This is a genomic window from Burkholderia sp. AcTa6-5 (assembly GCF_017815075.1).
GTDB lineage: Bacteria > Pseudomonadota > Gammaproteobacteria > Burkholderiales > Burkholderiaceae > Burkholderia > Burkholderia sola.
Window position 1 is genome coordinate 34019 of sequence record NZ_JAGIQE010000027.1, and the last position, 22747, is coordinate 56765.

The window sequence follows — 22747 nt, forward strand, 5'->3', positions numbered from 1 at the left end:
TAATGAACGGTCGAAATGGAGGGGAAGCTCTAGGTTTGCGGCGGTCGGGGCCGGAGGGTTGGTGCGTGCTCACGCGTCCTAGGCGGGGGAGCCGGCCGGGAGCCCCCCGCGAGGCTCCGGCGCCCGCCCGGCATGTCGCGCCGGATCAACTCCCCGTCGCGTCGCGGCACGACGCTGTCAAATTGCCGAAATAATTTCGTCACATCATCCGCCCCGATTCGAAGCCTTTTCGGCTTCGCGAGGCCGGTGTGCCGCGCGTCGCGCGGGGCAGCGACCGAGCCGATTCGACATTTCCACGGAGAGAGACCATGCAACGCCGCCGGTTCATGAACACCCTTGCCGCGGCGACCGCCGCGACGCCGCTGATGCTCAAGGCCGGCATCGCCGGCGCGAAGAGCGCCACCGCGCCGGACGCGCTGGACCCGGGCCGCTGGTCGCCGTTCAACGCCGCGCGCCTGCAGGCGGTGCTCGACCGGCATGGCGTCAAGAGCGCGCGCTACGACGCCAAGCGCCGCCCGTATGCGGTGTTCGACTGGGACAACACGTGCATCATGAACGACTGCGAAGAAGCGCTGCTGATGTACCAGATCAACCATCTGCAGTACAAGCTGACGCCGGACGAGTTCGTCGCCGTGATGTGGAAGGACGTGCCGAAGGGCGCGTTCATGAAGGACTACACGACCGTCGACGGCAAGCCGGTGACGATGGAGGACCTCGCCGCCGACGTGGAGTCCGACTACCGCTGGCTCCATGCGAATTACAAGGGCCTCGGCGGCGACAAGAGCCTCGACGAGATTCGCGAGACCGATCCGTTCAAGGATTTCCGCGCGAAGCTGTACTTCATGTACGACGCGATCTGCGACACGCACCCGCTCGAAGTCGGCTACAAGTGGATCATCTACTTCTACAAGAACATGACGACCGCTGAATTGCAGGCGATGGCGGAAGCGTCGAACAACTACGGGATCGGCGACGCGCTGCGCAAGGTCCGCTACGAAAGCCCGAAAGCGCTGCCGGGCAAGGCAGGCGTGGTGGCCGATACGCATTTCCACGGCATCCGCATTCACGAGGAAATCCGCGCGGTGATGCATACGCTGCGTGCGAACGGCATCGACGTGTACGTGAGCACCGCGTCGCTCGACGACGTCGTGCGCGTATTCGCCGGCAATCCGAACTACGGCTACGGCGTGCCGCCCGAGAACGTGATCGGCCTGCGTCTCGACATGCAGGACGGCAAGTACACGAGCACCTATCCGGCCGGCTGGCATTTCAACTGGGGGCCGGGCAAGACGGTGGGCATTCGCAACGTGCTCGCGTCGAAGAAGGGCTACGGCCCGCTGCTGGTGTTCGGCGACAGCGACGGCGACGCGTGGATGCTGCGCGATTTCAAGGACACCGCGGCCGGCGTGATCGTCAACCGGATGAAGAAGGGCGAGATCGGCGCGGACAGCAAGCTCGCGGCCGAACAGATCGGCAACCCGGACGCGCGCTTCCTGCTGCAGGGCCGCGACGAGCACACGGGGCTGATGATCCCGGACGAGAAGTCGATCAAGTACGGCAAGGCCGAACGCAAGCTGCTGGCCTGACGCGGGCGGGGCGGCGCAGCCCACGCGCGTCTCAAGGCTCGCGCTTCGTCCCCAACCGATCCAGCAACGCGCCCAGCAGATCGACCGGCAGCGGAAACACGATTGTCGAATTCTTGTCCGCCGCGATCGTCGTCAGCGTCTGCAGATAGCGCAGCTGCATCGCCTGCGGCTGCAGCGCGAGCCGTTGCGCGGCCTGCAGCAGCTTCTCCGACGCCTGCAATTCGCCTTCCGCATGAATCACCTTCGCGCGCCGCTCGCGCTCGGCTTCGGCCTGCCGTGCGATCGCGCGGATCATCGTCTCGTTCAGGTCGACGTGCTTGATCTCGACCGTCGACACCTTGATCCCCCACGCATCGGTCTGCGCGTCGAGCGTCTTCTGGATGTCGGCGTTCAGTTGTTCGCGCTCGGCGAGCAGCGCGTCGAGTTCGTGCTTGCCGAGCACCGCGCGCAGCGTCGTCTGCGCGAGCTGGCTCGTCGCCTCGAAGAAGCGCGCGACCTGGATCACGGCCTTTTCGGGATCGACGACGCGGAAATACACGACCGCATTGACCTTCACCGACACGTTGTCGCGCGTGATCACGTCCTGCGCCGGCACGTCGAACACGACGGTGCGCAGGTCGATCCGCACGACCTGCTGGACGATCGGGATGATCAGCACGAGCCCCGGCCCCTTCACCTTCCAGAACCGGCCGAGCATGAACACGACACCGCGCTCGTACTCGCGAAAGATGCGGATCGACGACGCGACGAGCACCACGACGAAGACGACCAGGACGCTGCTGAAGCCGAACGTGTAACCGATCATGAAGGTTCTCCCTGGGGATGGGCGGGGCCGGGCACGTCGTAGAGCGGCGCGACCGTCAGCGTCAGCCCGTGGCGGCCGGTCACGCGCACGCGGCAGCCGGCTGCCAGCGGCGTGCTGCTCGCCACGCGCCAGCGCTCGCCGTGCACGCGCGCCCAGCCGGCGGCCGACGGTGGCGTGCCGGCCGCGCCCTGCGGCTGGTCCGGCTGCAGGCCGTCGTCGAGCACTTCGCCGATGCTGCCGAGCATCGCCTCGGCGCCGGTCACGACCGGGCGGCGCCGCGCGCGCAGCGCGACGCTCGACACGCCCGCGACGAGCAGCGCGCCGCCGAGCGCGAGGCTCGCGATCACGGGCCACGGAATCCCGTAGCCGGGCACGTCGGTATCGATCAGCATCAGTGCGCCGATCGTGAACGCGACGATTCCACCGAACCCGAGCACGCCGAAGGTCGGCAGGAACGCCTCGGCGACGAGGCAGCCGAGCCCGAGCAATACGAGGCCGAGGCCCGCATAGCTGACCGGCAGCAACTGCATCGCGAACAGGCCGACCAGCAGGCAGATCGTGCCGGCGACGCCCGGCAGCACGAAGCCCGGGTTCGCGAATTCGAAGAAGAGCCCGTAGATGCCGATCGTCAGCAGGATCAGCGCGACGTTCGGATCGGCGATGATCGCCAGGAAGCGGCTGCGCCAGTCGGGCGCGAGCACGACGAGCGGCGCGTGCGCGCTCGCGAGATGCAGCGTGCCGGCGGTCGTCGTCACCGTGCGGCCGTCGAGCTGGCGCGCGAGGTCGGCCGGGTCCTGCGCGATCAGGTCGACGACGTGCTGCGCGCGCGCTTCGTTCGCCGACAGGCTCACGGCCTCGCGCACCGCGCGCTCGGCCCATTCGGCATTGCGTCCGCGCAATTGCGCGAGGCCGCGGATGTATGCGGAAGCGTCCTGGATCGCCTTGCGGATCTCGGTCGATTGCGTATCAGTCGGCAGCACGGCAGCCGCGTCCGACACACCGGACGCGCCCGATGCACCGGTCGGTCGCGGCGCGGCGGGATTCGCACCCGGCGGCGCGGCGCCGCCGATGCCGAACTGCACGGGCGACGCCGCGCCGAGGTTGGTGCCCGGCGCCATCGCCGCGAAGTGGCTCGCATAGACGATGTAGGTGCCCGCGCTCGCCGCCCGCGCACCGCCCGGCGCGACGAACGCGGCGACCGGCACTGGCGAGCCGAGGATGGCCTTGATGATCTGCCGCATCGACGTATCGAGGCCGCCGGGCGTGTCGAGCTGGAGGATCGCGAGCGGCGCGCGCTCGCGGGCCGCGCGGTCGAGCGAACGCACGATGAAATCGGCGCTGGCCGGGCCGATCGCGCCGTTGACGGGAATCACGACGACCGGATGCGCGGCGGGCGCGTCGGCCGATGGCGGCGCGGCGACCGCGGCGCATACGACGAGCAGCGCCGCGAACAGCGCGGCGCGCGCGACCCGCGCGGACAGCGGGTGACGGGAGCGGCCGGCCGGCGCGGCAGGCGCCGGCGGCGGCTCATGACGGTGAAAACGCATCGGGGCGTCCGGGCGGTGCACGGCCGCGTGCCGTCCGGCTCGCGAAAAGGGCGTGGGCCCGATGCTTGAAGATTAGGCGGTTTCGGCCGAAAGCGCGAAGGTGCGGCCGCACCGGCCGGCGTCAGCTTGCGCCGCCGCCGCGCGCGAGCACTTCGTCGCGATAGTCGGCCGGGCTGCGCCCGCTCCATTTACGGAACGCGCGGTAGAACGCGCTCGGCTCCGCGAACCCGGTCGCGGCCGCGACGTCGGCAATCGTGCGGGCCGGGTCGGCCAGCGCCTCGAACGCGAGATCGCGCCGCAGCGTGTCCTTGATCGACTGGTACGCGTGGCCTTCCTGGTGCAGCTTGCGGCGCAGCGTGGCCTCGGCCACGTGCAGCCGCGCGGCCATCCCGCCCGCGCAGGGCCACGCGGCGGGCGGCATCCCGCGCAGCACCGCGCGCACGCGCTGCGCGAGCGCGTTCGGGTTGCGGTACTTGACGATGAAGCTGGCCGGCGCGTTGCGCAGAAACGTTTTCAGCGTCTTCGCGTTCTGCACGACCGGCAGCGTCGCGAATTCGGGATCGAAATCGACATACGAATCGGGCTCGTTGAACCGCATGTCGTCGCAGAACATCGACGGGTATTCGTGGTCGGCGGGCGGCGTGTCGCAGCGGAAGCTCGCATGCAGCAGCGGAATGCGCCGGCCGATCAGCCAGCAGGTGAGCCCGTACACGATGATGAAATAGGTCGCGTACGTGAACATCGCGGGCGTCGCGCCGTTGTTGCGGTGCACGAAACGCAGCCGCACGCGCTGCGGATTCGCGTCGAGTTCCGCATGCAGGTCGTCGAGCACGCAGTGCATGAAGTTCACGGCGCGCGCCATCGCGTGCAGCCCGTCGCGCGCGGACAGCGCGGCCTGGCTCATCGCGATGAAGCTGCCGCTGCGCATCGGGTGGCGATCCTGCCCGAAAAACTCGTCGTCGAGCGTGCGTGCGATCGCGTTCCACAGTGCGCCGTATTGCTGCGCGGACACGCGGGCGCGCGGCTGCGCGAGCAGCGCCGGCGCGATGCCGGCCTGCGCGAGCAGCGGCTCGGCCGCGACGCCGCGCCGCGTGGCCAGCGCGACGCTGTACGCGACGAGGCTGATCGCGACGGTTCCCTTGTCTTCCTGCTTCATCGGTGTCGCCGGTGTGGCAAAAACGCTCAGTGTAAATGAGCGACGCGAGCATCGAACAGTCGCGCGCGCTTGCCTACACTTGTTGCATCGAAACGCAAGGACGGTCGCGCCCGGCGGCCGCGGGAGACAGCAGCACCATGGACGAGCTTTACACCGAAGACCAGCGGATGATCCGCGACGCCGCGCGTGCTTTCGCCACCGAGAGGCTGGCGCCGAACGCCGCGCAGTGGGACCACGACGCGCACCTGCCCGACGCGATTGTCGCGCAGCTCGGCGAGCTCGGCCTGCTCGGGATGATCGTGCCGCAGGAACTGGGCGGCTCGTATACGGACTACGTTGCCTACGCGCTCGCGATGGAGGAAGTCGCGGCCGGCGACGCCGCGTGCGCGACGATGATGAGCGTGCACAACTCGGTCGGCTGCGGGCCGATCCTCGGCTTCGGCACGCCTGCCCAGAAGGATCGCTGGCTGGCCGACATGGCGGCCGGCCGCGTGATCGGCGCATTCTGCCTGACCGAGCCGCATGCCGGTTCCGAGGCGAACAACCTGCGCACGCGGGCCGAACTGCGCGACGGCAAGTGGGTGCTGAACGGCGCGAAGCAGTTCGTGACCAACGGCCAGCGCGCGGGTGTCGCGATCGTTTTTGCCATGACGGACCCGGAAGCCGGCAAGCGCGGCATTTCCGCGTTCCTGGTGCCGACCGACACGCCGGGCTTCATCGTCGGCAAGCCCGAGAAGAAGATGGGCATCCGCGCGTCGGACACGTGCCCGATCACGTTCGAAAACTGCGCGATTCCGGAAGAAAACCTGCTCGGCAATCGCGGCGAAGGGCTGAAGATCGCGCTGTCGAACCTCGAGGGCGGGCGCATCGGCATCGCCGCGCAGGCGCTCGGCATCGCGCGCGCCGCGTTCGACAAGGCGCGCCGCTATGCGGGCGAGCGCGTGCAGTTCGGCAAACCGATCGCCGAGCACCAGGCGATCCAGCAGAAGCTCGCCGACATGGCCGTGCAGATCAACGCCGCGCGCCTGCTCGTGCATCACGCGGCGAAACTGCGCACGGCCGGGCTGCCGTGCCTGTCGGAAGCGTCGCAGGCGAAGCTGTTCGCGTCCGAGATGGCCGAGCGCGTCTGCTCGGATGCGATCCAGATTCATGGCGGCTACGGCTACCTGGTCGATTACGAAGTCGAGCGTCACTATCGCGACGCACGTATCACGCAGATTTACGAAGGCACCAGCGAAGTGCAGCGGATGGTGATCGCGCGGCAGCTTTGAGCCGCGGCGCTCCGATCCGGCATCACGCAATCGAACGAGCAGGCGCACGACGCAGGCACGAGGGCAGCGCGGCGAACGCGGCACGCAACGACGTGACCGTGCGCCGTGCAACACGGAACGGTTCAGGTGCCGCGGCACCTGCGCCGGTTGACCGCTGGGCATGGAGACTGGACGGAGACGACACATGACGGTACAGGCATTCCTGGACGCACGCGACTTCCTGCTGCGCCATCGCACCGACTACGACACCGCGTACCGCGATTTCGCATGGCCGGTGCTCGATGCGTTCAACTGGGCGCTCGACTACTTCGACCCGATGGCGCGCGGCAACGACCAGCCCGCGCTGTGGATCGTCGACGCGGCGACCGGCACCGGCGATCCGTACTCGTTCGCGCAAATGTCCGAGCGTTCGTCGCGGATCGCGAACTGGCTGCGTTCGATCGGCGTCGTGCGCGGCGATCGCATTCTGCTGATGCTGCCGAACCGGGTCGAGCTGTGGGACGCGATGCTGGCCGCGATGAAGCTCGGCGCGATCGTGCTGCCCGCCACCACGCAACTGTCGCCCGACGACGTGCGCGATCGCGTGCAGATCGGCGGCGCGACCTACGCGATCGTCGACGAAAACGAAACCGCGAAGTTCGAGCAGGCCGGCCTCGGCCTGAAGCAGAAGATCGTCGCCGGCGCGCCGCGCGCGGGCTGGCTCGCGATGAACGACGGCTATGCGGCGAGCGCCGAATTCAAGCCGGACGCCGTCACGCACGCGAACGATCCGATGCTGCTGTACTTCACGTCGGGCACGACGTCGAAGCCGAAGCTCGTCGAGCACACGCACCGCACCTACCCGGTCGGCCATCTGTCGACGATGTACTGGGTCGGCCTGCAGCCGGGCGACATCCACTGGAACATCAGCTCGCCGGGCTGGGCGAAGCACGCGTGGAGCTGCTTCTTCGCGCCGTGGAATGCGCAGGCGTGCGTGTTCGCGTTCAACTATGCGCGCTTCGAGCCGAAGGTCGTGCTCGATGCGCTCGTCAAATACCGGGTGACGACGCTATGCGCGCCGCCGACCGTGTGGCGCATGCTGGTGCAGCAGCCGCTCGCGTCGTTCGACGTGAAGCTGCGCGAGATCGTCGGTGCGGGCGAGCCGCTGAATCCCGAGATCATCGAGCGCGTGAAGAAGGCATGGAACATCTCGATTCGCGACGGCTACGGCCAGACCGAGACGACCTGCCTGATCGGCAACTCGCCGGGCCAGCCGGTGGTCGCGGGCTCGATGGGCCGGCCGCTGCCCGGCTACCGGATCGCGCTGCTCGACCCGGACGGCGCGCCGGTGACCGAAGGCGAAGTCGCGCTGCCGATCGGCGACGGCGTCACGCGCCCGGTCGGGCTGATGACTGGCTATGCGAACAATCCCGACGCGACGGCCCACGCGATGCGCGACGGCCACTACCGCACGTCGGACATCGCGATGCGTCGCGACGACGGCTATTACGTGTACATCGGCCGCGCGGACGACGTGTTCAAGTCGTCCGACTACCGGCTGAGCCCGTTCGAACTCGAAAGCGTGCTGATCGAGCACCCGGCGATCGCCGAGGCGGCCGTCGTGCCGAGCCCGGACCCGGTGCGGCTGTCGGTGCCGAAGACGTTCATCACGCTGCGCCAGGGCTATGAAGAAAGCCCCGCGCTCGCGCTGGAGATTTTCCGTTTCTCGCGCGAGAAGCTCGCGCCGTACAAGCGCATCCGCCGGCTGCAATTCGCGGAGCTGCCGAAGACGATCTCGGGGAAGATCCGCCGCGTCGAGCTGCGCCGCCGCGAGATCGAGCGCGGCGACGATGCAACCGCGCGCATGCCCGGCGAATACTGGGAAGAAGATTTCGCCAACGAACTGAAATGACCGGAAACGGGCCGAGCGCGTCGCATTTCAGGGCGCGCCGCCCGCAGCCTGACTGAACCGAACCGGCCGCGTGTCGCCTGACGCCACGCGGCTCACTGCAAGGAGAGTGCACTGATGAACGCGAATCCGACGCCCCGTACGGGGCAAGACGTGCCGACGGTCAAGCTGCTGATCGACGGCGCTTTCGTCGAGTCCGCCACCCACGAGTGGCGCGACGTCGTCAACCCGGCGACGCAGCAGGTACTCGCGCGCGTGCCGTTCGCGACCGTCGCGGAAGTCGACGCGGCGGTGCGGGCCGCGCACGCCGCGTATGCGACGTGGAAGAACACGCCGATTTCCGCACGCATGCGCATCATGCTGAAGTTCCAGGATCGGGTGCGCGCGAACCAGCAGCGCATCGCGAAGACGCTGACGGCCGAGCAGGGCAAGACGCTTCCCGATGCCGAAGGCGACATCTTCCGCGGCCTCGAGGTGGTCGAGCACGCGTGTTCGATCGGCACGCTGCAGCTCGGCGAATTCGCGGAGAACGTCGCGGGCGGCGTCGACACCTACACGCTGCGCCAGCCCATCGGCGTGTGCGCCGGCATCACGCCGTTCAATTTCCCCGCGATGATTCCGCTGTGGATGTTCCCGATGGCGATCGTGTGCGGCAACACGTTCGTGCTGAAGCCGTCCGAGCAGGACCCGATGTCGACGATGGAACTCGTCGAGCTCGCGCTCGAGGCCGGCGTACCGAAGGGTGTGCTGAACGTCGTGCACGGCGGCAAGGAAGTCGTCGACGCGATCTGCACGCATCCGCTCGTGAAGGCGATCTCGTTCGTCGGATCGACGGCCGTCGGCACCCACGTGTACAACCTCGGCAGCCAGCACGGCAAGCGCGTGCAGTCGATGATGGGCGCGAAGAACCACGCGATCGTGCTGCCCGACGCGAACCGCGAGCAGGCGATCAACGCGCTGGTCGGCGCGGGCTTCGGCGCGGCCGGCCAGCGCTGCATGGCGACGTCCGTCGCGGTGCTCGTCGGCAGCGCGCGCGAATGGCTGCCCGATCTCGTCGCGAAGGCGAGGACGCTGAAGGTCAACGCGGGCTCGGAAGCGGGCACCGACGTCGGGCCGGTCGTATCGCGCGGCGCGAAGGCGCGGATTCTGTCGCTGATCGACATGGGTATCAAGGAAGGCGCGACGCTCGAACTCGACGGCCGCGACGTGAAGGTCGCGGGCTTCGAGGACGGCAACTTCATCGGCCCGACGATCTTTTCCGGCGTGAAAACCGACATGTCGATCTACACGCATGAAATCTTCGGGCCGGTGCTGGTCGTGATGGAGGTCGACACGCTCGACGACGCGATCGCGCTGGTCAACGCGAACCCGATGGGCAACGGCGTGGGCATCTTCACGCAGAGCGGCGCGGCCGCACGCAAGTTCCAGAGCGAGATCGACGTCGGCCAGGTCGGCATCAACATCCCGATCCCGGTGCCCGTGCCGTTCTTCAGCTTCACCGGCTCGCGCGGCTCGAAGCTCGGCGATCTGGGCCCGTACGGCAAGCAGGTCGTGCAGTTCTACACGCAGACGAAGACGGTCACCGCGCGCTGGTTCGACGACGACACGACGGCCGGCCCGGTGAACACGACGATCCGGCTGCATTGAGCGGCAAAGGAAACGAACATGAAAATCGGATTTATCGGCCTCGGCCACATGGGCGCGCCGATGGCGCTGAACCTGCTGAAAGCCGGCCATGACGTGCATGCGTTCGACCTGAGCGCCGACGCGTTGCGCGCATTGCAGGACGCCGGCGCGCAAGTGGCCGCGTCGCCGCGCGATGCGGCATCGGGCGCGACGTTCGTGATCACGATGCTGCCGGCCGCGCCGCACGTGCGCTCGGTGCTCGCCGGCGAGAACGGCGTGCTGGCCGGCCTCGGCGCGGGCGCGACCGTGATCGATTCGAGCACGATCGACCCGGCGAGCGCGCAGGCGTTCGGCGCGCTGGTGCGCGAGCACGGCGGCGCGTTCGTCGATGCGCCGGTGTCGGGCGGCACCGGCGGCGCGGCGGCCGGCACCTTGACCTTCATGGTCGGCGGCAGCGACGCGGACTTCGAGCGCGTGAAGCCGGTGCTCGCCGGGATGGGCAAGAACATCGTCCACTGCGGCGCGACGGGAATGGGGCAGGTCGCGAAGGTCTGCAACAACCTCGTGCTCGGCATCTCGATGGCGGCGGTGTCGGAGGCGATGTCGCTCGGCGTCGCGCTCGGCATCGACCCGAAGGTGCTGGCCGGCATCGTCAACACGTCGACGGGCCGCTGCTGGAGTTCGGATACCTACAACCCGTATCCGGGCGTGATCGACACCGCGCCGTCGTCGCGCGGCTACACGGGCGGCTTCGGCACCGACCTGATGCTGAAGGATCTCGGCCTCGCGAACGATGCGGCGAAGCAGGCGCGCCAGCCCGTCTATCTCGGTGCGCTCGCGCAGCAGCTGTACCAGACGATGAGCAGCCGCGGCGACGGCCAGCTCGATTTCTCGGCGGTAATCCGCCTGTACCAACCGGTCACGAAGAAGGACGCCTCATGATCGAACTCGACTTCGTCGACGACGGCGCGATCGCGTGCGCGACGCTCAAGCGTCCGCCCGCGAACGCCTTTACAGCCGACGGGCTGCAGCAATTGCAGCAAACCGTTGCCGAACTGAATGCGAACCCGCACGTGCGCGCGCTGGTGATCACCGGCGACGGCCCGAAGTTCTTCAGCGCGGGCGCCGACCTCAACACGTTCGCCGACGGCGATCGCGCGGTCGCGCGCGCGATGGCGGCGCGCTTCGGCGCGGCGTTCGAGGCGCTGCACGACGCGCGCGTCGTGACGATCGCGGCGATCAACGGCTATGCGATGGGCGGCGGCCTCGAATGCGCGCTCGCGTGCGATCTGCGGATCGCCGAAACGCATGCGCAGATGGCGCTGCCCGAGCCGTCGGTTGGCCTGCTGCCGTGCGGGCTTGGCACGCAGACGCTGCCCTGGCTCGTCGGCGAAGGCTGGGCGAAGAAGATCATCCTGACCGGCGCGCGCGTCGATGCGGCCACCGCGCTGCGGATCGGCCTCGTCGAGGACGTGGTGGAAAGCGGCGCGGCGCGCGATGCGGCGCTCGCGCTGGCGCGCAACGTCGCGCGGCAAAGCCCGCATGCGGTCGCCTACAGCAAGGAGCTGATCGGCCTCGCGCGTCGCGGCGTGCCGCGCAGCGCGGCGCTCGCGGTCGAGCGCGAACGCTTCGTCGACCTGTTCGACACGGCCGATCCGCGCGAAGGCGTGGCGGCGTTCCTGGGCAAGCGCGCGCCGCAATGGCATACCGATGGAGAGCCGCAACGATGAGCACGCCGGTGACGAATCACGACGCATTCGCGGAGCATGCGCCCGAGGTGTTGTTTCGCGTGGTGAACCGCGTGGCGCTGATCACGCTGAACCGGCCGGCCGCGCTCAACGCGCTGTCGTACGCGATGATCGGCGAACTCGCGGCGCTGTTCGAGCGCTGCCGCCACGACGACCAGATCGTCGCGGTCGTGCTGCGCGGCGCGGGCGAGAAGGGCTTCTGCGCGGGCGGCGACGTGCGTGCGTTGTACAGGATGGTCGCGCAGCGCGAAACCTGGCTGCCGTTCTTCGTCGACGAATACCGGCTCGACTACGCGATCCACACGTTCCCGAAGCCGGTGGTCGCGCTGATGGACGGCGTGACGATGGGCGGCGGCATGGGCCTCGCGCAGGGCGCGGCGCTGCGCGTCGCGACCGAGCGCAGCAAGATCGCGATGCCGGAAACGCGCATCGGCCTCGTGCCCGACGTGGGCGCGACGCATTTCCTGTCGCGCATGCCGGTCGAACTCGAACTGTACGTGGGGCTGACCGGCGCGATGCTGTCGGGCGCCGACGCGCTGAGCGCGAAGCTCGCGGACCTGTGCGTGCCGTCCGCGTGGCTCGACACGTTCGAGACGCGGATCGAAAGCGTCAAGTGGGACGGCGACGCGCTGCCGTTGCTGCGCAAGGTGTTCGAGCCGCCGTGCAACGTGGTGCCGCATGCGGCGCTCGACAGCCAGATGCCGTGGATCGTCCGCCACTTCGACAAGCGTTCGACCGTCGAGCGGATCGTCGCGACGCTCACGCAGGATCTGGCGCGCGACGAACTCGCGCGCGAGCACCGCCAATGGCTGCAGGCGACGCTCGATGCGCTCGCGAGCCATTCGCCGACGATGCTCGCCGTGACGCGCGAGGCATTGCTGCGCGGCCGGCAGATGACGCTCGCGGAATCGTTCCGGATGGAGCTCGGCATCGTCGCGCGCGCGATCGAGGAAGGCGATTTCTGCGAAGGCGTGCGCGCGCATCTCGTCGACAAGGATCGCAAGCCGCGCTGGGCGCCCGCGTCGCTCGTCGAGCTGCGCGCTGAGCGCGTGCGGCATTTCCTGACGTCGCCGTGGAAGCTGTTCGCGCATCCGCTCGCCGATCTCGGCGCGGCGTGATCGCTGCGTGAGGGCCCGACGCGCCGCACGGCGCGTCGGCTTCCACTCATCTCAGCGCGCGTCATCCGGGCGCTCGATCATCGGCGGAATCGCCTGCGCGAGCGCGTCGATCACGCAGCGCGTCTTGCGCGGCAGGTAGCGCGTCTTCGGCCAGATCGCGTGAATGTCGCCTTCGCAGACGAAGCAGCGATCGAGCACGACCACCATCTCCCCGCGCTTCACGTAATGGTCGAGCAGCCAGCTCGGCACCCACGCGATCCCGAACCCCGACGCACCGGCCGCGGCGATCGCCTGCACGTCGTCGAAACTCAGTTGATGCGGCATGTCGATCCGCACTGTCGAGCCGTCCGGCGCGCGCAAATCCCACGGCTGCACCACGCCCGAACGCGAATACGCGATCGTCCGGTGGTGCTTCAGGTCGTCGAGCGTCTTCGGTGTCCCGTAGCGCGCGAGATACGACGGCGCCGCGCCGAGGCTGCCGTATTGCGTGCCGAGCCGCCGCACCGCGAGGCTCGTGCTGTCCGCGAGCGTGCCGATCCGGACCGCGAGATCGATTCCTTCCTCGACGAGATCGACGAAGCGGTCGGTGATCGACACGTCGATCCGCAGATGCGGATATTGGCGCGCGAGGTCGAGCACGATCGGCGTCACGCAGTGGTGCCCGAACGCGAGCGGCACGCTCAATCGTAGCTTGCCGCGCGCCTCGTGGCGGCCGCAGTCGAGATCGGCTTCCGCCGCTTCCAGCTCCGCCAGCGCGCGCACGCAGCGGTCGTAGTACGCCTGGCCGTCGTCGGTCAAGCTCTGGCTGCGCGTCGTGCGCTGCAGCAGCCGTGCGCCGAGCCGCTTCTCGAGCCGCGCGATCGCCTTGCCGACCGCCGAGCGCGTGATGGCGAGCCGCTCCGCGGCCAGCGCGAAGCTGCCCGATTCCACGACCTGGACGAAGGTCGTGACGCCGTCGAGTCTGTCGGTCATCGTGGGTGAGGTGTTGCGTCGATTGGGTCCTGATATTCCCCAGTGCATGGAAAGGCGTGCGTCAATGGGGAGATGAATTCTCACTATAGTACCGATTCCCGCTCAGCGTGCGTTGCCGGCCGCACGCGGCGAATCCTACTGACCTGGAGGCGCGCGGCCTGTCGCCGGGCCGCCGCGCAATACGCATGACGCTATCCGACTCCCGCAGGAATGCGGTCGCGCTCGCGGCCGTCTGTCTCACGTCGCTGATGTTCGGCCTCGAGATATCGAGCGTGCCGGTGATCCTGCCGACGCTCGAACACGTGCTGCATGGCGATTTCAACGGCATGCAGTGGATCATGAACGCGTACACGATCGCCTGTACGACCGTGCTGATGGCGGCCGGCACGCTCGCGGACCGGTTCGGCCGCAAGCGCGTGTACGTAATCGGCACCGTGCTGTTCGGCGCGACGTCACTGCTGTGCGGGCTCGCGCCGAACGTGCCGGTGCTCGTCGCAGGCCGGCTGCTGCAGGGCGCGAGCGGCGGCGCGATGCTGATCTGCCAAATCGCCGTGCTGTCGCACCAGTTTCGCGAAGGGCGCGAGCGCGGCCGCGCGTTCGGGATCTGGGGGATCGTGTTCGGCATCGGGCTCGGGTTCGGGCCGATCGTCGGCGGCGCGATCGTCGCGCTCGCGAGCTGGCCGTGGGTGTTCCTCGTCCATGCGCCGCTCGCGGCCGTCGCGCTCGTGCTGATCGGCGGCGCGGTGCGGGAATCGCGCGATCCGCATGCGGGCACGCTCGACGTCGCGGGCATCGTCACGCTGTCGCTCGCGGTGCTCGGCCTTGCGTTTTACATCACCCAAAGCGCCGAACTCGGGCTGACGAGCGCGGCCGGCCTCGGCGTGCTCGGTGCGACCATGCTCGCGCTGGCCGGTTTCGTCATCGCGGAGCGCGCCAGCGCGCGGCCGATGTTCGACTTCTCGGTGTTTCGGATCCGCGCGTTCACCGGCGCGATCTTCGGGTCGATGGGGATGAACTTCAGCTTCTGGCCGTTCATGATCTACTTGCCGATCTGGTTCCAGGTCGCGCTCGGCTACGACAGCGTGACGGCTGGCCTCGCGTTGCTCGCGTACACGCTGCCGACGCTGATCGTGCCGCCGGTCGGGGAACGGCTCGCGCTGCGCTACGGGCCGGGCGTCGTGATTCCCGCCGGCCTGTTCACGATCGCGGCCGGCTTCGTGCTGATGCGGCTCGGCAGCGCGGCCGATCACGCGAGCTGGCTGACGATGCTGCCGGGCTGCGTGATCGCCGGCGTCGGGCTCGGCTTGACCAACACGCCGGTTACCAACACGACGACGGGCGCGGTGCCGAGTGCGCGGGCCGGGATGGCGTCGGGTATCGACATGAGCGCGCGGATGATCTCGCTCGCGCTGAACATCGCGACGATGGGCTTCGTGCTGGTGGCGGGGATCGTCGCGAGCCTGAAGGGCGGCCCGGCAGGCGCGATTGGCGACGCGGCGCTGCGCCGGCTCGCGCAGCAGATCGCATCGGGCCGCACCGACGGGCTGCAGGCGCTTGCGCCGGCGCTCGCGCAGGCCGACCCGAGCGGCGCGGCGCTGCACGCGGCGCTCGTGCATGGCTTCGGCTGGGTGATGGTGTATGGCGCGGCGGGCGTGGCCGTGCTCGCGACCGCGAGCGCGGTGGCGTTCGCGCCGGCGCGGCGCGGGGCGACCGTGTGCGAGTGACGCGGCCGGCGCTTGGCGCGTGGCGTGCGACGGCCGGTCAGGAAGTCCCGCCGCCGAGCGCGCGGTACAGCTTCATCTGGTTGTTGAGCCGGTTCAGGCGTGTCAGTTCGTCGGCGCTTTGCGCACTCCTCAGCACCTGCTGCTGGTCGAGCCACGGCTGCACGGCGGTCGCGCCGGCCACGAAGCGCGCGGCGGCCAGCCGTTCGGCGCGCTGCGCCTGCGCGAGCGACAGCGCGCGCTGTTCGGCTTCGCGTTCGAGCTGCACGCGCGCCGACAGCGCGTTCTCCACTTCCGCGAGCGCCGTGTAGAGCCGCTGGCGGAACCCGACCACCGCCTCCTCGTACTGCGACTTCGACACCCTGATCTGCAACTGCATCGTGTTCCACTGGATGAACGGCAGCGCGAGGCCGAGCCCGAGCGTGCCGACCGGGTTCGTCAGCACGCGCTCGAGGCTCGTGCTCGTCGTGCCGGCGCTGCCGGTCAGCGTGAAGGTCGGATAGAAGCTCGTGCGCGTCGCATCGACCTGCGCGAGCGACTCGCGCAACCGGAATTCCGCCGCCCGCAGGTCGGGGCGCCGGCCGAGCAGGCTGGCCGGCAAGCCGGCCGCCACGTCGGGCGGTGCCGCGTCGGGCAGCGCCGCCGGTTCGGCCGCGCGCTGCTGCGGCGGCCGGTCGAACAGGATCGCGAGCGCGTGGCGGTTCTCGGTGCGCTGCTGGATCAACTGCGTTTGCGCGGCGCGCTGCGCGGCGAGGCTCTGTTCGGCCTGCGCGAGGTCGAGCCCCGACACGGCGCCAGCCGTGTGCCGCGACCGGACCAGCGCGAGCGTATGCTCCGCATACGCGATGTTCGCGTCGCCGAGCGCGATCTGCCGGTTCAGATAGCCGAGCTGCCAGTACAGCGCCGCGGTCGTGCCGATCAGCGACAGCCGCGCGGCCTCGAGATCGGCGGCCGTCGCGTCGGCTTCCCAGTGCGCGGCATCGCGCAGCGCGGCCAGCCGGCCCCACAGGTCGATTTCGTAGCTAAGCGAACCATTGACGCCGCTCGAGCGGCTCATCCGATGCGTATCGAGCGTACGCGACACGGCGCCGTTCGCGCCGAGCGTCACGTTGGGCGTCAGGTTCGTATCGGCGAGCCCGGCCTGCAACTGCGCGCGATACACGCGGATCGCCGCGATCGCGAGGTCGCTGTTGGCGCGCAGCGCGTTGTCGATCAACGCGTCGAGTTGCGGATCGCCGAAACTGCGCCACCAGTCGCGCGTGGCGGCCGGCGCGTCGGACGCGACTGGCGCGGCCCAGTTCGCCGGCATCGCGACGGCCGGCAGCGGATCGTGGCGCGCGCCCGCGCAGCCGGCGAGCAGCGCGGCCGCGCACGCGAATGCGCCGAGACGGTGAAGCGGGGAGGAATGCGTGAGGGCCATGTTTCGTCAGTCGCGCGCGAGCGCATCGATCGGATCGAGCCGCGACGCGTTGCGCGCGGGCATGAACCCGAAAATCACACCGGTGAGCGTCGAGCACACGAACGCGGTCACGATCGCGCCGACCGAGAACACCATCTTCCACTGCGCGACGAACATCGAGAACAGCGCGCCGAGCCCGAACGACAGCGCGATGCCGATCGTGCCGCCGAGCAGGCATACGAGCACGGCCTCGACGAGGAACTGCTGCAGGATGTCGGACTGGCGCGCGCCGACCGCCATCCGGATGCCGATCTCGCGCGTGCGCTCGGTGACCGACACCAGCATGATGTTCATCACGCCGATCCCGCCGACCACGAGCGAGATCACCGCGATCAGCGACAGCAGCAACGTCAGCGACTGGCCGGTTTTCTCGACGGTCTTGACCACGCTGTCCATGTTGTACGTGAAGAAATCCTTGCGGCCGTGGCGCTGGATCATCAGCTTCTCGAGGCTTTTCTCGGCCGCGGCGCTCGGCTGCCCGTCGCGCACGCGCACGGTGATGCTGTCGAGATGGCGCTGGCCGAACAGGCGCCCGCTCGCGGTCGTGTACGGCACCCATACGTTCAGGCTCTTCACGCTGCCGAATGCGCTTTTCTTGTCGGCGGTCACGCCGATCACCACGCACGGCACGTTGTCGACCAGGATCGCCTCGCCGACCGGATTGCGCGTCGCGCCGAACAGCTTGCGGCGCGTGTTCTGGTCGATCACCGCGACCTGTGCCTGGCGGCGCACCGCATCGTCGTCGAACGGGACGCCGAGCGCGAAACGCATCCCGCGCGTCTGGAAGTAGCTGTCGCCGACGCCGCTCACGAGCGCGTGGACGTCGACGTTGCGGTAGCGCAGCAGCAGCGTGCGCGACGTTTCGGGCGTCGCGCTGTCGACGTACGGCTGCTCGGCGAGCGCGGCGACGTCGGCGGGCACGAGCGTCTGGATCGTGTCCGCGCGGCTGTCGCCCCAGTCGGTACCCGGATAGAGGCTGATCGTATTGGTGCCGATGCTGCCGATCTCTTCGAGCATGTAGCGCTTCGCGCCTTCGCCGACCGCGACGATCGACACGACCGACGTAATGCCGATGATGATGCCGAGCATCGTCAGCAGCGTGCGCAGCCGGTGCGATACGAGCGCGATCCACGCCATCCGGCACGCTTCGGCGAAGCGGCCGGTGCCGGCGGCGAAGCGGCGGGTGCGCGGGGCGATGTCGGTGTCAGCGCTGGCGGGCGGCGGTGCATCTTCGGAAGGCGGTGCGGGCGGCGTGTCGGTTACCGTTTCGGGCGTCGCTGCCGTTGCGTCCGCGCCGACGCTAGATTCCGCGAGCGCTTCCGCGTAGTGGCGGTTCGGCCGGTCGGCGACGATCTCGCCGTCGCTGATCTCGATGATGCGCCGCGCATGGCGCGCCACGGCCTTGTCGTGCGTGACGATCACGATCGTATGGCCGAGCGCGTTCAGCTCGTGCAGGATGCGGATCACGTCCTGGCCGCTTTTCGTGTCGAGCGCGCCGGTCGGTTCGTCCGCGAGGATCACCTGGCCGCCGTTCATCAGTGCGCGCGCGATGCTCACGCGCTGCTGCTGGCCGCCGGACAGTTGCCCGGGCCGGTGATGCGCGCGATCCGCGAGGCCGAGGCGCGCGAGCAGCGCGCGGGCGCGGGCGTGCCGCTCGGCGCGCGGGGTGCCCGCATAGATCGCCGGCATTTCGAGGTTCGCGACCGCGTCGACGTGCGGCAGCAGGTGATAGCGCTGGAACACGAAGCCGAAGTGCTCGCGGCGCAGCTGCGCGAGCTCGTCGCTGTCGAGCATGTGCGTGTCGCGTCCGCCGACCGTGTACGTGCCTTCGCTCGGATGATCGAGGCAGCCGAGGATGTTCATCAGCGTCGACTTGCCGGACCCCGACGCGCCGACGATCGCGACGATCTCGCCCGCATCGATCGACAGGTTGACGTTGTTCAGCACGACGACGTCCTTGTCGCCAGCCGGAAAGCGACGCGTGACGGCAGCGAGTTTGAGCAGGGGCTGGCGCATCGTTACACCACGTCCGACAGCGGTACGCGTTCGTCCGCCGATGCTTCGCCGATCACCACGCGCTCGCCGTCCTTCAGGCCGGCCAGCACTTCGACGCGCACGTTGTTGTTGATGCCGATGCGGACATGGCGCGTTTCCGTGCTGCCGTCGGCGCGCAGCACGCGTACCGCGACGGTGCCGTCCTTGCGCTTCTCGCCGAGCGCGGCGGCCGGAATGATCAGCGCGTTGCGCGCGTCGCCGAGCACGATGTTGACCTGCGCGGTCATCGCGATGCGCAGCCGGTGCTCGGGATTCGGCACGTCGAACAGCGCGTTGTAGAACACCGCGGCGTTCGGCTTCGCGCCGCCGCCGCCGAGCGGGCTTTGCGCGTCGGCGTAGTTCTGCGGCGCCGGTTCGATCGCGCGCAGCTTGCCGTAGTGCCGCTTGTCCGGTTCGCCGAGGCTCGTGAAATACGCGGTCTGGCCGGCGCTCACGCGAATCACGTCGGCTTCCGACACCTGCGCCTTCACGGTCATCGTGTCGAGATTCGCGAGCTTCAGGATCACCGGCGCCTGCTGCTGCGCGATCACGGTCTGGCCTTCCTGCGTGACGATCGCGACGACCTGGCCGTCGATCGGCGCGACGATGCGCGTGTAGCCGAGGTTGGCCTGCGCGGTCTCGATCTGGATGCGCGCCGAACGGATCTGTGCGGCGAGCGACGCAACGGTGGCTCGCTGCACGTCGAGCGTCGCCTTCGCGGCCTCGAACGATTCGCGCGACGTCGCGTCGTCGGGCAGCATCGCCTGCTGGCGGCGGAATGCGAGTTCGGCCTGCGTCAACTGCGCGGCCGCCGATTGCTGCTGCGCGCGCAGGCTTTCTTCGCTGGCGCGCGCCTGGCGCAGCGCGTTTTCCGAGATCACGGGATCGATCTCGGCAAGCCACTGGCCTTTCGTGACCTTGTCGCCGAGCTTGACCTTCAGCGTCTTCAACTGCCCCGACACCTGCGCGCCGACGTCGACCTGCCTGAACGCCTGCAGCGCGCCGGTCGCGAGCACCGCGTTTTCGAGATCGCCGCGCGTGACGGGCGCGGACAGGTATTGCGGGTGCTTGGCGGGCGCGCAGGCCTTCAGCGTGACGCCGGCGGCGATCGCGACGACGGCAAGGGTAGCCAGCACGATGCGCCGGCGGCGATGGGTCTTCTGGGTCATGAGCATGCAGCGAGGATGAGGCAGGCGCCGGCGATGCGTGCGGCCGAACGGAACGATCCGGTCGGCGTCGCATGTCGGGCGTGTTGCCCGCGACGGAAGCCGCGTACGCATCGCGCGGGCATGCCGAATCGAATCAGGCGCTCATGGTAAGCGAGGAATTCGCGCCGTATCGTGTGGGAATTGTGCTGAATTGTGCGGACGCCGTCCCCATGCGGTCGGCCAGACCGCGTAATTGTTGCGATCTGTGAAAAGGCGGCGCCGGGCGCTACCGCTGCGCGGCGACGATCGCCATCATCGGCCGGTCGCGTTCGTCATCGAGCGTGTGCAGCGCGTCGACCTGTTCGGGCGTCGACGCCCATTCGTCCCGGTGCGCGGGCGTGAAAGCCGCGACCTTACGCGCGGCCTCCACCCGCATCGATCCTGCGCTGCGTATCGGCATCGACGATCTCGCGGATCGCACGGAACAACGGTGTAGCGTCGGTGTAGCGCCGGCCGTAGCCGAGGTTGAACGCGTAGTCGAAATCGGGCGGATTGCTGCCCTGGTTGTGCTGCAGGATCGTTTCGAGCTTGTCGAGCGCCTTCGCCGCGCGGGCTTCCGGCGACGCGGCCGCCTCGTATTCGTCCCACAGCGCGACGATCTCGTCGCGCAGCGTGCGGTCGAGCGACGCGGTCAGCGTCAGCAGATCGTCGCGTTCGTGTGCGCTCTTGTCAGGGTGCGCGGCCTGCTCGATCGCGGGGATGTCGCCGTGCAGCGCCTCGCCGAGGTCGTGGACGACGCACAGCTTCAGCAGCTTCACCGTGTCGACGCCGGGCAACGCGTCGGCGAACACGAACGCCATCAGGCCCAGCCGCCAGCTGTGCTCGGCCGTGCTTTCCGCGCGTCCGGCGGATGTGTAGCCACTGCGCAGCACGTTCTTCAGGCGTTCGGCTTCGCGCACGAAATCGAGCCGTGCGTGGATCGTGTCGGGATTCATGGTCGGCGTCTTTGCGATGAGCCACCAAGCGTAAGCGGGCCGGCCACGCTGCGTCCACGCATGAAATATGCGCGGCGCGTCAGCCGGCGTCGAGCGTTTCCACGAGCCGCACGGCCGAGCCGTCCGACAGCGTCATCCGCGTCCACCGGCAGCGGCTGCCGCGAATCGGCACGACGCGCGACGCATTCGCGCCGGTATCGAACTCGACGCTCGGCGGCCCCGCGCGATCGTGCCAGCCGAGCGGGTCGAGCGCGGCTTCCATGCGGACGATTTCCGGCGTCGCGTAGCGCCACAGCGACGTGCCGAGCAGCATCGAAAGCGGCTGCGAGAATTCGGCCGCGCGCGCCGGCGAACTGGCCAGCAGCCGGTGCGTGAGATCGCAGACGAGATGCATGCGGCCCGTGCTGCCGGCGATCAGCCGCGCGAGCGCGCGGTCGCCCGCCGAATCGATGCGCGCGGCGAGCAGCCGTTCGGCCGTCGCGCGCTCGTCGGGCGACATCTGCTGGAGGCCCGCCTCCCAGCGCGAAATCGTCGATTGCGCGACGCCGAACAGTTCGGCCGCGTGACTTTGCTTCACGCGGTGCAGCGCGCGCCAGCGCTTCAGTGGCGGGCCGAGCGAGAACGAATGAAGCGGTGAGGCGGTCATGGCAATGCTCCTGTTGCGGTCGTGCCAGGCGCGTGGTTACCGCACCGTTACATGATCCGGATGCCGCCGCTTGCCTGGATCGCGATGGCCGCGAACGGCACGAGCACGATGCCGCCCAGCACGAGTACGCCGTCGGCGGCCACCGTGATCGGCGTCGCGAGAATCCGCAGACCCATGCCGACGGCGGACGGCGATTCCACGATGTAGACCGAGTACGGGCGGTTGAAGGGTTGCGCGGCCGCGTTGTCCTTCTGGACGAAGCCTTCCGTCGAGTAGCGCTTGCCGTCGATGTCGCCTTCGAGCACGAGGCCGGCCGGCTCGCTGACGAAGCCGTCGGCGGAGGCGGCCCGTCGATCGTCGTCCGATGCGTCTTTCGGCAGCACGATCCGGTAATGCCCGGTGACGCTGCCGCCGCTCGCATGAAAGTCCGCGAACGTCGTGCGTACCGATTTGCGGTAGCCGGACAGCAGGACGGGCCGCAAGCGGGCCGGCAGATCGAAGATGTAATGGTAGCGCGTGCCGAGGACGACCAGTTTCTTGCCGTCTTCGGTCATCATGAACGCGGATACGTGTTCGCTGTACGCGTCGTTCTTGTACAGCTTCGGCGTGAAACACCCCGACAGCGCAACGCTGCTCGCGGCGACGCCGGCGGCCAGCAGGCGCCGGCGCGTGATGGATAGGCTCATTTCTTGTTGTCCCGTCTGGGCGGTTCGGTTCAGTTCAGTGGCTTTCGCCCTCGGAAGCCGGATTCTCGCGTATCCACCGCACGTTGTCGAACCGGAAATCCGCTGTGGCAGCGGGCCGCCGTGCGCATCCGCGCCATCGACAACGTTTTCGCGACGCTTTCAACCTATCCCGCCATATCTTATTATTCGGCCAGAGCGGCGCGTGCCGGCCGCCATCGATCATGTCGACGACATGATGCGCCGGCAACGATGACCGTCTTCCGGCCGGCGCGTCGCCCGATGCGCGGTCGACACGACAGGGCGCGCGAGGCCGCGCGTGTCCCGAAAAAGATACGAGGGCG

Annotated in this window: 19 protein-coding genes; 8 read left to right on the forward strand and 11 right to left on the reverse strand. The window is 68.9% G+C overall.

Features of this window, described 5'->3' with window-relative positions; translation table 11 throughout:
* Positions 1–308: 308 nt before the first annotated feature.
* Positions 309–1586, forward strand: a complete 1278-nt coding sequence (locus tag J8I33_RS28385; protein ID WP_124594984.1) for a haloacid dehalogenase-like hydrolase — start codon at positions 309–311, stop codon at positions 1584–1586.
* Between the two features lie 31 nt (positions 1587–1617).
* Here the strand turns inward: J8I33_RS28385 and J8I33_RS28390 are convergent, their stop codons facing one another.
* The 3 genes from J8I33_RS28390 to J8I33_RS28400 all read right to left on the reverse strand — a co-directional run bounded on the left by J8I33_RS28390 (position 1618) and on the right by J8I33_RS28400 (position 5094).
* Positions 1618–2391, reverse strand: coding sequence for a slipin family protein (locus J8I33_RS28390; RefSeq protein ID WP_050012388.1), 774 nt, complete (start codon positions 2389–2391; stop codon positions 1618–1620).
* A complete protein-coding gene (locus J8I33_RS28395) occupies positions 2388–3938 on the reverse strand; it encodes a nodulation protein NfeD (protein ID WP_209927429.1) in 1551 nt (516 codons plus the stop codon). The genes J8I33_RS28390 and J8I33_RS28395 overlap by 4 nt, the downstream gene beginning before the upstream one ends.
* A 121-nt stretch (positions 3939–4059) precedes the next feature.
* Positions 4060–5094, reverse strand: a complete 1035-nt coding sequence (locus J8I33_RS28400; RefSeq protein ID WP_209927430.1) for an AraC family transcriptional regulator — start codon at positions 5092–5094, stop codon at positions 4060–4062.
* A 137-nt stretch (positions 5095–5231) separates the two neighbouring features.
* Between J8I33_RS28400 and J8I33_RS28405 the strand changes: the two genes are divergently transcribed.
* The 6 genes from J8I33_RS28405 to J8I33_RS28430 all read left to right on the forward strand — a co-directional run bounded on the left by J8I33_RS28405 (position 5232) and on the right by J8I33_RS28430 (position 12745).
* Positions 5232–6365: an acyl-CoA dehydrogenase family protein gene (locus J8I33_RS28405; protein WP_126368935.1), complete on the forward strand. Its 1134-nt coding sequence runs from the start codon at positions 5232–5234 to the stop codon at positions 6363–6365.
* A 184-nt stretch (positions 6366–6549) separates the two neighbouring features.
* On the forward strand, positions 6550–8256 hold the full coding sequence (locus J8I33_RS28410; protein ID WP_209927431.1) for an AMP-binding protein: 1707 nt from the start codon (positions 6550–6552) through the stop codon (positions 8254–8256).
* A 114-nt stretch (positions 8257–8370) separates the two neighbouring features.
* Positions 8371–9900, forward strand: coding sequence for a CoA-acylating methylmalonate-semialdehyde dehydrogenase (locus J8I33_RS28415; protein ID WP_124631604.1), 1530 nt, complete (start codon positions 8371–8373; stop codon positions 9898–9900).
* 18 nt (positions 9901–9918) lie between these two features.
* Complete coding sequence (mmsB, locus tag J8I33_RS28420; RefSeq protein WP_050012393.1) at positions 9919–10821, forward strand: 3-hydroxyisobutyrate dehydrogenase; 903 nt, start codon at positions 9919–9921, stop codon at positions 10819–10821.
* Positions 10818–11609 carry an enoyl-CoA hydratase gene (locus J8I33_RS28425; RefSeq protein ID WP_124555603.1) on the forward strand — a complete coding sequence of 264 codons (792 nt, stop codon included), beginning with the start codon at positions 10818–10820 and terminating at the stop codon, positions 11607–11609. The genes mmsB and J8I33_RS28425 overlap by 4 nt, the downstream gene beginning before the upstream one ends.
* The gene (locus J8I33_RS28430) at positions 11606–12745 is read left to right on the forward strand and encodes an enoyl-CoA hydratase/isomerase family protein (protein WP_050012395.1); all 1140 of its coding nucleotides are present in this window, start codon (positions 11606–11608) and stop codon (positions 12743–12745) included. Before J8I33_RS28425 ends, J8I33_RS28430 begins: the two co-directional genes overlap by 4 nt.
* A 51-nt stretch (positions 12746–12796) precedes the next feature.
* On the opposite strand, the gene J8I33_RS28435 is transcribed toward J8I33_RS28430, so the two are convergent.
* Entirely contained in the window at positions 12797–13717 is a 921-nt protein-coding gene (locus tag J8I33_RS28435) for a LysR family transcriptional regulator (protein ID WP_209939534.1), read from the reverse strand.
* 185 nt (positions 13718–13902) lie between these two features.
* Here J8I33_RS28435 and J8I33_RS28440 point away from each other — a divergent pair, with 185 nt between their 5' ends.
* Entirely contained in the window at positions 13903–15441 is a 1539-nt protein-coding gene (locus tag J8I33_RS28440) for an MFS transporter (RefSeq protein ID WP_209927434.1), read from the forward strand.
* 37 nt (positions 15442–15478) lie between these two features.
* On the opposite strand, the gene J8I33_RS28445 is transcribed toward J8I33_RS28440, so the two are convergent.
* From J8I33_RS28445 to J8I33_RS28475, 7 genes are all read right to left on the reverse strand, one after another.
* A complete protein-coding gene (locus tag J8I33_RS28445; RefSeq protein ID WP_209939535.1) occupies positions 15479–16858 on the reverse strand; it encodes an efflux transporter outer membrane subunit in 1380 nt (459 codons plus the stop codon).
* Between the two features lie 6 nt (positions 16859–16864).
* Positions 16865–18913: a MacB family efflux pump subunit gene (locus J8I33_RS28450; RefSeq protein ID WP_124639168.1), complete on the reverse strand. Its 2049-nt coding sequence runs from the start codon at positions 18911–18913 to the stop codon at positions 16865–16867.
* A 2-nt stretch (positions 18914–18915) separates the two neighbouring features.
* Positions 18916–20100 (reverse strand): macrolide transporter subunit MacA, encoded by a 1185-nt coding sequence (gene macA, locus J8I33_RS28455; protein WP_209939536.1) that lies wholly within the window; start codon positions 20098–20100, stop codon positions 18916–18918.
* Positions 20101–20365: 265 nt separating this feature from the next.
* Positions 20366–20509, reverse strand: a complete 144-nt coding sequence (locus J8I33_RS28460) for a hypothetical protein (RefSeq protein ID WP_245172500.1) — start codon at positions 20507–20509, stop codon at positions 20366–20368.
* Positions 20493–21074, reverse strand: coding sequence for an HD domain-containing protein (locus J8I33_RS28465; protein ID WP_209939537.1), 582 nt, complete (start codon positions 21072–21074; stop codon positions 20493–20495). The genes J8I33_RS28460 and J8I33_RS28465 overlap by 17 nt, the downstream gene beginning before the upstream one ends.
* 79 nt (positions 21075–21153) lie before the next feature.
* Positions 21154–21720 carry a helix-turn-helix transcriptional regulator gene (locus J8I33_RS28470; protein ID WP_209927439.1) on the reverse strand — a complete coding sequence of 189 codons (567 nt, stop codon included), beginning with the start codon at positions 21718–21720 and terminating at the stop codon, positions 21154–21156.
* Between the two features lie 47 nt (positions 21721–21767).
* On the reverse strand, positions 21768–22406 hold the full coding sequence (locus J8I33_RS28475; RefSeq protein ID WP_209939538.1) for a hypothetical protein: 639 nt from the start codon (positions 22404–22406) through the stop codon (positions 21768–21770).
* Positions 22407–22747 lie beyond the last annotated feature (341 nt).